The sequence below is a fragment of the Bacteroides sp. genome, assembly GCF_052357945.1.
Classification (GTDB): Bacteria; Bacteroidota; Bacteroidia; order Bacteroidales; family Bacteroidaceae; genus Bacteroides.
On record NZ_DAWCXD010000110.1, the window covers coordinates 1 to 16,847 of the forward strand.

9 protein-coding genes are annotated in these 16,847 nt (G+C 42.8%); 1 reads left to right on the forward strand and 8 read right to left on the reverse strand.

Annotated elements, in window-relative coordinates:
* Nucleotides 1–148: 148 nt before the first annotated feature.
* From ACT8YW_RS16945 to ACT8YW_RS16965, 5 genes are all read right to left on the reverse strand, one after another.
* Entirely contained in the window at nucleotides 149–2,860 is a 2,712-nt protein-coding gene (locus tag ACT8YW_RS16945) for a TonB-dependent receptor (RefSeq protein WP_444106310.1), read from the reverse strand.
* A 351-nt stretch (nucleotides 2,861–3,211) separates the two neighbouring features.
* Nucleotides 3,212–4,108 carry an AraC family transcriptional regulator gene (locus ACT8YW_RS16950; protein WP_444106312.1) on the reverse strand — a complete coding sequence of 299 codons (897 nt, stop codon included), beginning with the start codon at nucleotides 4,106–4,108 and terminating at the stop codon, nucleotides 3,212–3,214.
* A gap of 26 nt (nucleotides 4,109–4,134) precedes the next feature.
* Nucleotides 4,135–5,475, reverse strand: coding sequence for a mechanosensitive ion channel family protein (locus ACT8YW_RS16955; protein WP_444106315.1), 1,341 nt, complete (start codon nucleotides 5,473–5,475; stop codon nucleotides 4,135–4,137).
* 37 nt (nucleotides 5,476–5,512) lie between these two features.
* Entirely contained in the window at nucleotides 5,513–6,529 is a 1,017-nt protein-coding gene (locus tag ACT8YW_RS16960) for a DUF4435 domain-containing protein (RefSeq protein WP_444106317.1), read from the reverse strand.
* Nucleotides 6,507–7,361, reverse strand: coding sequence for an AAA family ATPase (locus ACT8YW_RS16965; protein ID WP_444106319.1), 855 nt, complete (start codon nucleotides 7,359–7,361; stop codon nucleotides 6,507–6,509). The genes ACT8YW_RS16960 and ACT8YW_RS16965 overlap by 23 nt, the downstream gene beginning before the upstream one ends.
* Before the next feature lie 121 nt (nucleotides 7,362–7,482).
* On the opposite strand from ACT8YW_RS16965, the gene ACT8YW_RS16970 reads away from it, so the two are divergent.
* Nucleotides 7,483–8,403, forward strand: coding sequence for a DMT family transporter (locus tag ACT8YW_RS16970; RefSeq protein WP_444106321.1), 921 nt, complete (start codon nucleotides 7,483–7,485; stop codon nucleotides 8,401–8,403).
* Nucleotides 8,404–8,489: 86 nt separating this feature from the next.
* Here the strand turns inward: ACT8YW_RS16970 and meaB are convergent, their stop codons facing one another.
* From meaB to ACT8YW_RS16985, 3 genes are all read right to left on the reverse strand, one after another.
* Complete coding sequence (gene meaB, locus ACT8YW_RS16975) at nucleotides 8,490–9,581, reverse strand: methylmalonyl Co-A mutase-associated GTPase MeaB (RefSeq protein ID WP_009000366.1); 1,092 nt, start codon at nucleotides 9,579–9,581, stop codon at nucleotides 8,490–8,492.
* A gap of 11 nt (nucleotides 9,582–9,592) precedes the next feature.
* Nucleotides 9,593–10,660 (reverse strand): DUF1573 domain-containing protein, encoded by a 1,068-nt coding sequence (locus ACT8YW_RS16980; RefSeq protein WP_258976658.1) that lies wholly within the window; start codon nucleotides 10,658–10,660, stop codon nucleotides 9,593–9,595.
* A gap of 214 nt (nucleotides 10,661–10,874) precedes the next feature.
* Entirely contained in the window at nucleotides 10,875–16,604 is a 5,730-nt protein-coding gene (locus ACT8YW_RS16985) for an alpha-2-macroglobulin family protein (RefSeq protein ID WP_444106324.1), read from the reverse strand.
* Between the last annotated feature and the right edge of the window lie 243 nt (nucleotides 16,605–16,847).

A 16,847-nucleotide genomic window follows, 5' to 3' on the forward strand; every position in this document is an offset into this window, starting at 1 on the left:
TCCGTTACCATCACCGTCTCCGTCACTATCACTGCTACATGCAGTCAATGTAAGTGCTGTTGCCATAACGGCAAATGTCATAAAGTTCACAAACAATCTTTTCATTTTGCTTTCATTATTAGTTAATAATCTTATTTCATCACCCGGCTTAGAATGTACACGACACCCCCAGGCTTATATTTATTCCTTTCTTATAATCATTCAGTATCACTTTCTCCCCGTTTTCGTTCGCTTTGCGACTTAACTTATAAGAGGGATTCAGCAGATTACGAGCTTTCAGGTTGAGTGAGAGATGTTTATTGAGTTTGGCTTGAGATACAAAATCCAGTGTCAGGATTCCCTGCTCCATCATATCCTGATAACCTTGTGTACCAATGGTATATATCTTATCACTCACATAATTAAGTACCAATGTATTGACAAAGATACACTTACCTTTCGTGAAGTTATGTGAGAGATCGAAATTGACAATCCACGGTGCAGCTCCTTCCAGTTGCGAACCGGTAGTTACCGTTGCCAAAGGCATTTTTGCATTCGTGTAGATATAAGAGCCGTTCAATCCTAAAGAGAGTTTATTTATTCCATTTGCGGCATTACCCACCGGACGGACAAACAGATTCTTACGTATTTCCACTTCTACTCCGGCTACAGTTGCTTTGTCTGCTATATTCTCATAAGAAAGATAACCTCCGGCACTTGCCACTTCTATGCGGGATATTGGATTCTTGATAAGTTTATAAAAAGCCGTGAGAGAAATCAATTCGGTCGGAGTGGGATTAAAGTCCCATTTCAGATCAAGGTTATAATTATCCGAAGGTTTCAGATTGGGGTTACCCTGGCTGTTGAAGTTCACACCGACATAACGGTAAGGAGATATTTCCTTTGCCTGCGGCAGCGTATACGTTTTGCTGGCTCCCAGACGAAGCGAGTTTTTCTCATTCAGATTGTATTTGAGATTCAAACTGGGCAGGAAATAATCTTTCTGAATGGCATTGTTTCCTTTAGAGCCTCCACGATTTACATTATAATCCACTTCAATATCCACCTTGTCATATTTCAATCCCAGATTCACAATCCAACGGGAAGTAAACTGGTAGGTAGCTTCGGCATAAGCGGAATGAATATTCTTTTTTACTGTATATTCATCTATATTCTTCTGTATCTTAAACCAGTCGGAAGAAAAATTTTCCTGATTATAATAATCATCAAGCGAGAAGTCATCCAAAGAAGGAATGGTAGAAACATGCCCTACCGTCAGGTTATACTCCGTAGCTTTGAAGTTATCATCAACGAATCTGCCCGCATATCCGAAACGAACATTTGATATCTCTTCCACATCATCTTTCAGACGATAGACCAAGCCTGCTTTTACATTCAAGTCGTTTTCGTCTAAAGTTGAAAAGTAGCGCTGTTGCGAGTTTCCTCTAAGCAATGTATATCCATTTTCAGCTTTGGTCAGGTTGTTGATACGACGGTCCGGCTCATAACCTTTCACCATGTTATAGGAAGCACCTGCGTCCAGACTTAACGATTTGGTTAATCCCCAGTTGGTCATCAGCTGATTAACGATCAACATATTGTCATTCGCCTGTTGACGACGGGTGAATCCGAGGTTTTCATAGTCGTCACTAAAAATAGAGTTCTTGCCATTGTAATCGCCCACTGATTGAGTATTGGCATGAATCATCATAAAATTATAACTGATATGATGACGGTTCTGCATATCGAAATCAACATTGGCAAGTGCCAGCTGACTGATATTCTCCGTATACTTCTTGCCATTCATATCTTTGTATATCGTACCGTTGGTAGTTGTATTACGTATGATTTCATCTGTATACTGATAGTCCGTCGTATGTCCGGCAGTCAGGAAGAAAGAAAGTGGATTTTTGTCTTCTCCGACATAGAATCGTTTGCCACCGGAAATGCTATAACTCCGGTTGACCTGGAGATGTTGACCGGAAGGGTCTAACTTATTTTTGAAGTTCCATGAGTTTTCATCCACAGGTTCGGTGCGATTGGCAAAGCCCATAAAGTTCACCCCATCCTGTTTCAGAAAATCAGCCGCTACAGTCTGCGTGTTCAAGCCACCGGAAATGCCGAATCCCAGATGACCGCTACCTATCAGTTCCTTGGATACAATATCTATGGTTGCCCCTCCAACATCACTGCTGCCTCCCGCGTTAAATGCTTTATTTACGCCTACAGACTGGATAATATCCGTACCGAAAAAATCAAGAGAGATATTCTTATATTCCGGATCTTCGGAAGGAAGAGCGAATCCGTTGAACGTAGTTGCATTGTAACGGTCTCCCAATCCACGGACAAAGACATTCTTCACCCCGTCTTGTTTAGATACTCCGGCAACTTTAGTCACGGCACCTTCTGCATCCGAAACACCCTTGCGGGAGAGTTCCCTGACGCCGACGGATTGCACGGCAATCACTGCTTTCTGCTGTTCGAGCAACAGCATATTCTCATTTTCCCGGTTCTTTTTGGCTACTACCACCACGTCGGAAAGTTCTTGTGCATCTGTTTCCAGTTCCAAATTCAAAATCACCAGCTTTCCATTTTCCACACGTACTTTACGGCGCACTTCTGTCTTGTAGCCTACATATTTGATCTCGACGTCATACATACCTTCCAGAACACCCACGCTGTTCAATTCGAAATTACCATCCATATCGGTAACTGCTCCGACTTGAGTGCCTAACAGACGTATAGTAGCTCCTATCAAAGGCTCTTTGGATAGTTTGTCTTTCACAGCTCCTTTAATCTTGATATTGACAGCCGATGCGGAAAATATAAACAGGCAAAAGAAAGCTGCCACTGAAAATCGAATAAGAAATAGTTTTTTCATCTAACTTCGCTCTACGTTTTAATTACGTCGGCAAAGGTAGGAGGCGGGCATTACAACAATAAGACGAAGTAAATACAATTTATTGAAAGAGCCGTTGCAAGATGATTACAACATGTTACAAACATATTATCAATCACTTACGACATAACTCTAACCTGTTTATAAGCAAATTTAGGATTGTAACTTCACTGTTTTATCTCTCATTACGAATAAAACTAATCGTCTGACTACTGTTGAACTTTCGTCTGACAGTAGTCAGACGAAAAGATAACAATTGTCAGACGATTAATTTTATGCATATCGAAACCTAATTCTCCACATTCGGCGAATTAGTTCATAAGGAAGAACAGGCTAAATCAATTTCTTTTTCTTCCGGTAGTTCTCACGAAACTCTTTGGGCGAACAACTCTTTTTCTTTTTAAAGATACGATTAAAATTGGAAAGGTTATTGAAACCGCACTCATAACAAATCTCGGCAATAGACATGGTAGAATCTACCAGCAACCGGGAAGCAAAGCCCAAACGAATATCAATGATATAATCAGATAAATTCTTTCCGGTACGCAGTTTGAAGAACCGGCTGAACGACACATCCGTCATTCCCACCATATCAGCCAATTGCCCCAGACGTATTTCCTCCTGATAATGTTCATTGATATATTCCTGCACCTTTTGCACACGACGGCTGTCCGAATGAATATCTATCTTGGCAAAAGACGAACTGGACAATGTACGGGCTTCTTCTTCAAAGAGAGAAAGCTCATACAGTATCGTCATAAACTTGATGACTGCATAGAACCCCTGTTTCTCGGAAGCAAGTGTATCCAGCAACGGATAAATTTTCAGTATGGCAGACATAGGAAAACAAAGTCCTTTCTGTGCCTTATCCAACATCCGGCGGATAGAGTCGAATTGATTCTTATTGATAAAACTCTTGAAGAAAAGATCGGAAGAAAACTGGATGGTAATCTCCCGTATCTCTTTAGAACGACAGTCATTCTGTTCCCAGACGTGTTCCAAGTCTTTTCCCGTTATCAACACCAGATCATAGTCACCTATTATTTCGGAAGAATCTCCTACAATCCGCCTCACTCCGGCAGCCTTTTCGGTGAAGTTCAACTCAAATTCGGAGTGATTGTGAATAGGATAAGTGAATTCCGTTTTATAACGCTCCGCAATGTAAAAGCAATCCTTATCTGATAAAGGAGTGATTTCACGGATAATCTGGTTGGATAACGGTGTAGTCATAGTAATAGTAATTTATAAGCGTTTGATTAGTTTTCTATCTTTACCCCTATCCGATGGAGGTCTGCTCCTGACGGATTCTGGAAGACACGCAAATCGAATTCGGGAATAATGGCAAGCACATGATCGAAAACATCTGCCTGTATACCTTCGTAGGCAACCCATACTTTATTGGCAGAAAAGAAGTAAAGTTCTAACGGAATACCGGTTTCGGTAGGTTGGAGCTGGCGTACCATGCAGGTCAGATCCTGATTAACGGTAGGCAGGTTTTTCAGATAATTAGTCAGATAGGCGCGGAAAACTCCCAAATTTGTTTGCCGGCGTCCATTCACTAAGACGGAGTTGTCGATGTGATGCTCCTTATTATATTCTTCCACTACCTTTTCCGTTTCATCCACATAGTTCGTCAAGAGTTGTATCTTCCGGTATTTTGCCAACATTTCCGGTGTACAGAAGTGCACGCTGGTCATGTCTATATTAATGGAACGTTTCACACGGCGCCCGCCGGATTCCTGCATTCCCTGCCAGTTCTGGAAAGAGTCACTAATCAACAGGTAAGGGGGAATGGTAGTGATGGTGTTATCAAAGTTACGCACTTTTACGGTATTCAACGTTACCTCTATCACCGTACCGTCCGCACCGTATTTCGGCATCGTAATCCAATCACCCACTTTCAGCATATTGTTGGCAGAAAGCTGGATACCGGAGACAAATCCCATGATACTGTCCTTGAATACTAACATCAAAACGGCAGCGGAAGCGCCCAATCCGGTCAGCAGCACCACCGGGCTTTGCTTTATCAGGATACTGATAATAATAATAGCTCCTATAAAGAAGAGAATGACTTGTGCTGTCTGCAAAAGTCCCTTCAAAGGTTTGTCCTTATATTGTTCGCGTGCGCTATATACGAGGTAAACGGCTGTGAACAGCGCACTGACAAAGCGAAGAAAGACTGTCAGGATATAAATCATGCAAAGTCTACGAAGGAAGTCCAGCAAACCGGAGTCCGCATGTTCGGGAAATGCGATAGGGATAGATATATAAATCAAAATAGGTGCTACCAATCTGCTGATATTCAGCATCACTTTATCATTAAATACAATATCATCCCAGGTTGCTTTCGTCTGTTTCACCAATTTGGCTACGGTACGCAGAATAATCTTGCGGCAAATCAGATTGGCTAGTAAAGCGATTCCGATTATGCACAATAAGATGATAAAGTTATCAATCTTATCCGCCCAGACTTCATCTACTCCCATCGAAAGCAAAGCATGGTTTACTTCTTGCATCATTACATTACCTGCTTCTTCCGGCTGTCCATTTGCCAATGCTACACTCACAGTATCAACTACTTCCTTTACTTCTTTCATAAGCAATCTTCTCTCTCTTTTTTAGTTTTTCTTTTATTTATGATTTCTGTTTATTTTTTCCTTCTTCTAAATATTCACTGATATCCTGCCGCAGCCAATCGTAATGGAAGAGCCTTTTGTAGGCTACATTCTTCTTGAGCATGATTTCCACATTTACCTGGCTATTCTGATAACAAGTCAGTTCGTTTCTGAATTGTTCATTATGTTCGGCCAGTCGTTTGATTTCCTGTTCCCGTTCACGGCGTAATACGGTGCAGACCGGAATCAAGAGTTTCATTACCACATTATCCATCACATGGTGTCCCTGCATATACAAATAGGTAGTTTCCGGCACCAAACCCAGTTCTTTAAATTCAGCCTTCAGTCCGTTTACTTGATTAATGTTATGAGGAAATTTATTTTTCAACTCTGCCAACTTCTGGTTAACCCGTTGTTGGAGTGATTCCAGACTCTTTTCCGGATGCCGGAGATTAATCTCACGCAAAGAAGTATAGGTATGGAAATCATACATCGGGAAGGTGTAAGTATCCCGTTGGCGATAGAACCAGACGTTCCAGAGAAAAAGTGGATATACAATTTCGGAGTACCGCTTCAGGTAGGAGTTGAAATCCAGGATGGAACGGTCGTTCAATGTGGCCTGCACGCATACCTCATGAAGGCTTTCGGCAAAACAATGATAATTTTCAATGGCGTAGGTATAAGTCTGAAAAATATATCTGTTCCGGTTGATTTTACGGGAGGTATTAGTGGCTCCCTGCAACAGGAAATCATAGTCGCTGTCTACACAGGCAATCAGGCTTCTCCCCAGTTCGGCTGTATTCAGCGTGTTCATGAGGACCATCTTTTTTCCTTTTGCCAGGGAGGTGGCCGAAGGAAGCATCACTTGGAAATAGTGTTCATCATCTTCAAATTCTTCAAGCAATGTGCGCCAGAAAGCGATGTCGTCATAGCTTTCTACATAAGCGATGATACGTCGGCGGGCTTTCTTCGGATAAAGCTTATGGGCGGCATTGAAATAGGAAGAAGTCAGATTATCTCGTAGTGAAGTTGCCATTTGTGTGATTTATATTGGTAGATATATCGCTTACTTCTGTCACGGCATCCAGCCAGCCTTCCATAATGACGGCAGGTGAATGGGTAGTCAGGATGATCTGCACATTCGGATTCAGTTCACGTATCATGGCAATCAGTTTTTGCTGCCATTCTATGTGAAGGGAAGCTTCCGGCTCATCCATAAACAGTACGCAGTGGCTGTTGTCCTGCACAAGTACGGTCAGCAGAATAACCAGCATTTGCTTTTCGCCGGACGATAGCTTATAGGGAAACAATAATTCGCCATCCTGGTAGAAAGCAATATCATTTCGTTTCCGGTCTATCTTTTTACGTGTATAGCTGAATAGTTCGTCAATCATATCCTGAAAACGTCGCTTGGCATGAGATAGAGTGGTTGCCTTACGGCGTTCTTCCTCATCAGTGCTGGAAAGCATTTCGATCATCTTATTGCCTATGTTGACCTGATAATCGAGATAACGGCGTTGCAACAGATAGAGTTGCCAATCGAGTTCGGACTTTACGTTCTTATCTGCCATACGGGCTGTGAAGTCTCCCATAATCAAGGGACGGTCGTAGCTCCGGATTACATCATAAGGGATATAGGTTGCCTGGGGATTGTCGAAGAAGAGACGCACTCCGTTTTTCTCGTCACTTTTCATTTCACCGGAAAGTTCCTCGAGGTATCCCACCGAACGGTTCAGAATGGTAGTCTTCCCCACTCCGTTGATGCCGGAGAGGATATTCACATCGGGACGCAAATCCCATCCTATATTAAAGCGTTCCCATAGTCCGTGTATTTCGATACGACGGATATAATTGGCTGGTTGTTCCATAATATTCAAGTTTAATCAAGGCAAATATAAACAAATCATACGATAAAAAGCTATCTTTGTAACCGTTTTCTCTGTTTGATTGTTAATGATAGATGAAAACTGTAAAATAATTAGTATCAACATGGACAAAAGTAAGAATCTGCATGGTCATCTGTTTGCACTTACAGCAAACGTCATGTGGGGATTGATGTCTCCCATCGGTAAGTCGGCTCTTCAAGAGTTTTCCGCTATTTCAGTTACCACGTTCCGCATGGTGGGAGCAGCAGCAGCTTTCTGGCTGCTTTCTATATTTTGCAAACAGGAACATGTGGATCATCGTGATATGCTGAAGATTTTCTTCGCTTCATTGTTTGCGTTAGTATTTAATCAAGGAGTATTTATCTTCGGGCTTTCTATGACTTCTCCCATCGACGCTTCTATCGTAACGACCACTTTACCGATTGTGACCATGGTTGTAGCAGCTATCTATTTAAAAGAACCGGTGACAAATAAGAAAGTACTGGGAATTTTTGTAGGGGCTATGGGGGCACTCATTCTCATTGTGAGCAGTCAGGCGGGAAACAACGGAAACGGAAGCCTGATTGGTGACTTACTTTGTCTCGTTGCGCAAATCAGCTTCTCTATATACCTGACTGTATTCAAAGAATTGTCTCAACGATATTCGGCAGTAACAATTAATAAGTGGATGTTTATATACGCTTCGATATGTTATATACCGTTTTCATATTACGATATTTCCACTATTCAATGGGCTTCTATTTCCACTGTTGCCATTCTACAGGTACTTTATGTTGTATTAGGAGGCAGTTTCCTCGCTTACCTCTGTATCATGACTGCACAGAAACTTCTCCGTCCTACAGTAGTCAGTATGTACAATTATATGCAACCGATTGTGGCTACAATTGCAGCAATTACTATGGGAATCGGAAGTTTCGGCTGGGAGAAAGGAATCGCTATCGCGCTCGTATTCCTGGGAGTGTATATCGTAACACAGAGTAAATCAAGGGCTGATCTTGAAAAAGCGGAAAAGCTTCATTCATAGTATAAAAGGGTAGAAGACACCTAGCCTTTCTACCCTTTTATACAAAATGTATTCTTTAATAAATTAGAATCTTATTATAATTAAAGCTATTTCAAATCCTCAAAATAAGTATCGAGCAGACTTCTTGCAGCTATAAACGAAGTCAGGTTACCTTTCAATACCTGCTGTTCTTTTTCTAAGAGCATTGCTTCAATCTTCGGATTATGATAAAAGCTGTCACGAAGTTGTTCATTAATGCTTTCATACATCCAGTATTTACTTTGTTCGTTGCGGCGATATTCAAAATAGCCGTTTCCTTTCACGAAGTCAATGTATTCGTAAATCATGTCCCAGACCTCCTTCACTCCCAGGTTATAAAAGCCGGAGTAAGTCAATACTTTGGGAGTCCATCCGGATTCAGGCGCAGGAAACAGATGCAATGCATTACGGAATTGAGTGGCAGCCAACTTGGCACGTTCCAGATTATCTCCATCGGCCTTATTGATAACGATACCGTCCGCCATTTCCATAATACCACGCTTAATTCCTTGCAGTTCATCTCCCGTACCGGACAACTGAATCAACAGGAAGAAATCGACCATCGAGTGAACAGCCGTTTCACTCTGTCCCACTCCTACAGTCTCCACAAAAATCTTATCGAATCCGGCAGCTTCACAAAGAATAATCGTCTCACGTGTTTTACGTGCCACTCCTCCCAATGAACCGGCTGACGGACTAGGGCGGATAAACGATTTAGGATGTACGGAAAGCTGTTCCATACGTGTTTTATCTCCCAAGATACTGCCTTTACTGCGTTCACTACTGGGGTCAATAGCCAATACTGCCAGTTTGCCCCCTTTTTCAAGTACATGCAGACCGAATACATCTATCGACGTACTCTTTCCTGCACCGGGAACACCACTGATACCGATCCGAACCGAATTGCCGGAGAATGGCAGACATTTCTCGATGATTTCCTGTGAGACAGCCTGATGTTCAGGCTTTACGCTTTCCACCAATGTCACAGCCTGACTCAAGATAGTGACATCACCCTTTACGATACCTTCTACAAACTCTGCTACTGAAAGTTGGCGTTTCTTAGGTTTCCGCTTTAAGTAGGGATTCACAGATGAGGGTTGCTCAATGCCTTTATTGACAACAAGTCCCTTATATTCTTCACTATTTTCAGGATGTTCCATAACAATAGGATTTAGCGTTTGATATTGATTTCAACTTTCGGGCGTAACGGATCATTCGTTATCATCAAAATACGCAAATGATGTTTTTTATTACCTACGTCACGCTTACGAATGGTCACTTTAAGTTTCGTCATTCCATCCGGAGGAAGAACAGTCTTCTTCAAGCTCACGCCTACCGATGAATTGAATACCTGCAACTTACTGATAATTAACGGAGTTTTTCCGGCATTGGCTATCAATATGTCGTAGCTTGCCTTTTTCTTCTTTATCAATGGCACGCTAAGGTCAATGTTCGTTTCAGAAATACGCATGGCAGGAGCATTCAGAGAATCTTTTTCTGTCATACGTGAGAAGTCGGGAAGAAGAATCGCTGAAACCGGTATTTCATTATCTTCGCTCACCTTATCACCGGAAAAACGGGAAAGATAAACGGATGTCTGTGTCAATCCATAATCTTTCAGCTGGCTTGCATCCAGCGTCAGTTTAACAGTTCCTTTCTTACCTTTCAACAGAACTTTAGGTTCCGCTTCCATTTTCAGATAAGGAGGCAGGTGCATCAGCACCGGTTCGTAAGGACGATCGGAAAGATTGGCGATGCTAAAAGTCAATGAAGGTTGCTGTCCGCGATAGACATCAGGAAAAGCAAACTCATCACAATCTAAACGGATATTTCCGATGGCATGGGGAAGCAACTTGGTATAATCTTTAATTTCCTGTACTACTTCACCGGTAAACTTCAGATAAACCAGACTCGGACTGGCATTGCTATAGATACCTACCGACTTCTCAAAATGCCCTAATGCCTTTGCATCAAAAGTAGCCTTTACTGTTCCTTTTCCTCCGGGAGCAATCGGTTCTTTCGTCCAGTCGGCCACGGCACAGGCACAAGAGGTCGTGACGTTGGTCAGCACCAACGGTTGGTTTCCCGTGTTAGTGATGGTATATTCCACAGTCACCGGACGTTTCCATTCTATTTGTCCGAAGTTATGTGTCTCTTTATTTGAAGAGATACGCGGTTGGGCAACGGCTGCCAAAGCGACAGTAAGCAAAGTTAATATAGATAGCAAACTACGTTTCATGCGATATTTTTTATTTTGGTGCACAAATGTAGGGGTTTTAGATGAGTTTTTCACCACAGATTACACAGATTAACACAGATTGGGAAAAGACTTTACTTAATAGCAGTCCTTGTAAGCCCCTGGTTATAAGAAAAAAGTTCCTCACCGACAAAGGATGCCTTCCTCGGTGAGGAATACCCTCTTCATCGGTGAGAATAAAAATCCCCTGCCGGAACTATTTAATAATAATTGTCATCGAAGCAGAATGTGAAGCATATTCCGGTGCATAAGCACACTGCATAGTTGCCAAACCAGTTTCGTAAGTTCCTGCACGGCTGACACGGTAACTATATTCCAATACATATACTCCTTTTCCTAAATGATCGAAGAAGAAATTGGTCGATGCATCTTTGATGTCTACGTAATAGCCCAGTCCGTTGTTCCAACGATAACCGGAAATGCTGCCAATCGGTTCGAAACAAGCGCCCCGCTGATCTTTCAACTGCACAAAGTCCATCGGACGGTCTACACGGATGCTCAAACGGGAAACGACTTTATCACCTACCTGAAGAACAGTTTTCGCTGTTATAGGCTGCAATTGAGGGACATTATTTACCATACGTTCCACATACAATTGTTTCTCTACATTCAACTCACCACCCTGTTGTTTCACATCACTGATGGGGGATTCAAATTCTGCATATACAGCTCCCCAGGCGATACCCGGATTTCTCTTTTCCACTTCAATCTTACGGGCATCCACCACGCTCTTCTGTGTGAAAGAACGTTTGATATATCCCAATCCGGGAACAGTTGTTTTACTCGGAGCAACCGTTTCCAGCACTTCATTAGCAATTACAATCCGTACATCTCCCTGATTGTCGAGCAAATTAACACCTTTCATCAGCAATGCAAATACCGCGTCGGCAGTAGCTACCGGAGAGTTCCATTGTTGTGTTTGCTTTTGCTTCAACAGCCAAAGTTTCATTTCTTCCACGGTATCGCTGTTACCGCCTATCGCCTCCAATGCTTCCATCACATCTACGTGAGCCTGCATCTGCATTCCGCCCCATGTATACGGATTCTCGTTGAAAGCAAAGAACATTCCCTGTTCATCCGTCTTGGTCAGGAATTCTTTCAAAGAAGCGACAAATTCCTGTGCTTCTTTCTTGCGTCCGGCTTTATCCAATACAATAGCAGCAATCGCTTTCGTATCCATCGAAGGAGAAGTAAGCAGTTCTCCTACCTTAGAAAGATAATAGGTATAAGCAGCTTTATTGGCAGCAGGCACCTGCTCTCCGGAAATAGCGATGAGATACAAATATTGCAGAATACTGCCCGAAACACCGGTAAATTTCACTCCTTCTTTCTGTGCTTTCAAGATTTCCTTATATTCGTCTAAAGCTGATTGATGAAGGTAAGTGAAAGCATTTTGTTGTAAGGAGAGAGCTGTACCTGTTAATTTCTCACCTGTCAACATAGCCAGACGGGCATTCAGTTCGGCGATATAGGCAGTGACATATCGGCTGCCGGTCATTCCTTTATACCAAGACCATGCACCACTTGCGTTCTGCAACTCCTGCAATCGGGTCAAAGCCGCGATATTATTGCTACGGATATTGTTCAAGTCAAACAAAGTGGCGATACGTTCTTTCTGTTGCTCTTCCGTTTGCGCTTCGAGCACCCAGGGAGATTCGGACAGAATGATGTTCTTCACTTCCTGATTCTTTTGCAGATTGCTCAAGAAGGTTTCTTTCGTACCTCCCTGCAATTTCCAACTTTCAAACACTGCTTTGATCTTCGGCTGACTGTTCATAATGAACGAAGCCAAGGTATTTGCATAATATGCCGTAGCCCAGGAGATCGCATTATTGCTTGTAGGAAGACTCAAAGAAGGCAATGCCTGAATAGCATACCAGGCCGGATTTCCTGTAAACTCGACAGTCAATTTACGGTCGGTTGCCGTTTTACTTTGTTGGTTGAACAGGCGGTCGAGTGAGAAAGTACGGGTTTCTTCTCCACGTACAGGCATTGGAAGTGTCTCTACCAAATGCTCTTTATTGCTAAGCACCGGAAGCAACTGTTGTTCTCCATCGCTGAAAGTACCGCTGTCGGCTATCATCCGGCATCCCAATATTTCGTATTTATCACTGACGGTAAACTGGAAGCTCACGCCAATCGTCTTTCCGGCAACAAGGCTGAATTTCTGTTTTTGTGTACTGATTACTTTCTCCGTCATCGGATCGAAAAGAATCAGAGTTACTGTTCCGGCTTGCGGCTTACCAGTCATATTAGAGATAGAAGCAGTAAGAGAAGTCTTATCTCCCACACGTACAAAGCGGGGAAGATTAGGAGTCAGCATAAATTCCTTACTCGTGGTAGCTTCACCGTCCAATGTTCCCATCAGCATCCCTTTCGTATGAGAATATCCACGGAAGTTCCAACGCGTCAGACTTTCGGGCATCGTGAAAGAGAACGAGATTTCTCCCTGTTCATTGGTACGAAGTTGCGGGTAGAAGAAGGCCGTTTCTGCAAGATTCGTACGCAGGTCGGCAGGAGCTTCGGGGAGCATTTCGCCGTCAGACGATTCATCCGCTTTTTCTTCCATCGATACTAATTCCGATTGAAACTCCACATTATTCACGGCATCAGCAGCCATAGCCGATTTCATCTTTGGCGCACTAACATCCATCGCCGAAACACTGCCTGTCAACGTCGTCTTTCTTGTCGATCCATATCCTCTCACCATCACTCCGGCCAATTTTCCTTCTAAAGCAATTCCGATGCCATACACCGGCTGCATCACAAAACGATCATACGCCAATCCCGGCACTTTAAGGCTTTTCGTATTCCACCAGTAATTAAATGAATTATTTCCTGAATATCCGCTCATCCAATTAGAATACGGAACAATCTGACTATAGAAGATTTGGAAATTCTGCTGACGGTTCCATATCTTATCTAGTGAAGCATCATACATCGTTGCCAGCATCTCCGCATTAGCGGCTTGTCCTTGCGGCGTTTTAATCGTCAGTTTCCATTCTTCCTTCTGTCCGGGACGCAATTTATCGCGGAACACTTCCCACTTCATAGTCAATGTCTTATCCGGCACACGTCTGGTCAACCGGGCATGTTCCTGATAAACCTGTCCATCTCTTACCATACAGAAATTCACAAACACACCGTCACCATAACTCTCCTGATATGGATATTCGAAGCGAACAATCGTATCAGACAAGTTCAACGTCTTACTTTCCAGCAGTTTATCACCGGAGAATACATTCATCATCACATAAGCATCCTTTTTCGACGTACCGAAGCAGAATACAGCCGGATGAGTCGCATCAAATTCCATATTTTCTCCATAGAACCAAACCGTCGTTTCAACAGGCGGACGTTTGTCCTCAATGGAGAAAAGAATCGTGTTAGTATCAGCAGTCACTTCCTTGCCCTGATTATCTTTCACCGATGCTTTCAACATATATGGTCCCGACGGCAGATTCTTCCAGTCGAGCGTTATTTCTTCGTTAGAAGTAAAAGTTCCCGTTGCAATCGGTTTCTCTTCCAGTTGTTTGAAATCCTGGTCTTTGGCAGGATACAAGTAATAATTTCCTTTCACTTCCACAGGTTGTCCATTCAGGTTTTGCACGTTAAACATCGTGTCGAATGGTTTATCCTTACAAGTCTTATCATGCAATTCCACCTGCAAAACCAACGAACGATTTCCGGCCGAAATGACATCCGTAGAAGATTGTGTTTCACCCGCCACATTGGTAACAGTAGCTTCAATGGAATAGCGATAATATACTTTATCATCATTCTTATAAGAGTCACTTTCCTGCAAGCGAACCGGTATCGTAAATTCTCCGTTCTCATTGGCCGTCACTTCACCGGAAGCAATCTGCACCGATTCCGCAAAGCGCCAAAGGCTGTATGTAGAACGCATCACTTTATATTTTACCGGAAGATCCTGAAGCAATACACCGCTATAAGATTCTATCTTGCCTTTCACCTGCACTTCATCTCCCAACTTGTAACTTCCCTGTTGCTTTTCAAAAGTGATGTCAAATGTCGGACGTTTATAATCTTCCACGCGGATACTTGTACGGCCTCTTCCTGCCTTCAACGAGAACATTCCGTTCAGGCAAGCTGAAGGCAACGCGAAATCAGTGGCAAACGAACCGAACTCATTGGTGCGTACCGACTTCTGCCCTACTTCCTGATTATTCGCATCCAATAAAGTAACCATATATTCCTTGTTCGGGAGTACATTCGCCGTATCTGATTTTTGAGAATAGGCAATTCCTTTCACATACACCGTCTGTCCGGGACGATACAAAGAACGGTCAGTCAATAAAGTCATATTTTCCGCTACCTTATCTTCGTCACCGTAATATCCGTAACTTCCTGCATAGATACCTTGCTTCGGCATCGCTGTATCCGTGCCCTTGGAGGCTCTCAAATAGCGGTATTCAGATTTCCAGGGAAATACCACCTTACCATCTTTGTCCGTCGTAAACTCTTGCAAAACTTTTTCATCGTTACTATACATCGTAACTTTCGCATTCGAAATAGGATGTCCCGTCTGTCCGTCCAACGTCACCACTTGATATTGTTTTTCCGGCAGACGACAAGTCAACACCTTGAAACGTGTTACGTCAAACTTGCTTTCACTGTCTCTCTTTGCACGAATATCCGGTATGATACGCATTACGTAAGCTCCAAGTTCGGGAGCTTTGAACGTAAACACCGTGTCCTGTGTCTGGTAATCTTCCGGGCGAATTACAGAGTAATGTTGTTCCTTTATCAGTTTCTTCGCCTGATAAATCCGGACGGTAAAACCATCCAGATTCTTATGTGAGGCTCTTAGTTCTATCTCTTCGTTCGGGAAAGCCTGATCTGCTGCATAGACATTCAAATAAGGAGCCAATATCTCTTCCCGAAGATTTTTCAGAGCATTGATTCTGTCATACCCCGGATAAAGACGAATCGCCTCATCGCAAAGCTGCAATGCATTAACCTGCTGTTGCTTTTCAATTGCATAACGGGCTTGTGCCAGGTACACTTCAGCACATATCGGTTCCGAAGCATATTTACTTTTCAATGTATTCAATGCTTTCAGGTAAGTGTCATCCGTCAATACCGAGGCCTCTCCCTTTGCTTGGAGAGGGCGGATATACCGTTCCGCTCCCCGTCTCCATTCCAAATAGTTAAGTGCGGTCAACACATAACCTTCTTTCAATCCGGCTGCTTTATAAGCAGAAAGCATATTTCCGTAAATAGCTATTATATCCTGTTTCACCGGATTTACAGCGTTCGTTTCAGTATACCCGCTACCTAGTTTTTCCACTTGCAACAGAGCATCAATTCCACGGGAAGCCAATAGATGATAGAGGTCATGGTGATAATATTCACTCGTTTTCCCCAGTTCTACGAAAGGGATATAGTCGCGTGAAGAAGTTTTGAGCAGTAACACAGAGTCAGCCAAGGCTTCTTTCACATTTGTCCGCACTTTTTCTACAAACATATTGGCGGTCCACTCGCGTATATCCGCAGAAGGCGTTTGGACTACGATTTCCGTCCGTTGGCGAAGTTGCCACTGGTTGTTGGCAGCATAATTTGCATAAATTCCGGCTATCAGAGAATGCAAAATAGCACGGTCCATTGGTTGGTCGGTTTGTTTCACCCACTGTTCCAGTCCTTTCAGACCGGCATAAAGACTATCCGGATTCAACATTTCCCGGTATTTCATCCGCCACGCGTATGCTTTGAGCATCTGCGGAGAGTTTTTCTCTTTTTCCCCTTTCTGATAAATCTCATCAGTCAGTTTTATCACTGTCTTAGGCAAGCTCTTTTTCTCTGCTTGCTCCACTTCTTTCCATAATTTGTCGAAAGTCTGTGCCTGCACCGCCGGAATCACTCCCAACCATAGTAGCACCATCATACAAATCTGCTTTACTTTCATAATCTTTCTAGTTTAAGTTCGCTATAAGTCTCACTCTATAAATAACAAAGTAAAGAAATAAAGTTTAAAGATTTGTACTTTTTAGCTTAAAAAAAACTTTTATCAAGCTACCAACCTTAATACTGTATCGTATAGACGTTAGCTCATTAGCAGATTCACTTTAGAATAAAAAAATATTATTCGGTTTGTTATTTAATTGAATAGTTCATTTTTGCACTGTTTTCACCACAGAGGACACGGAGG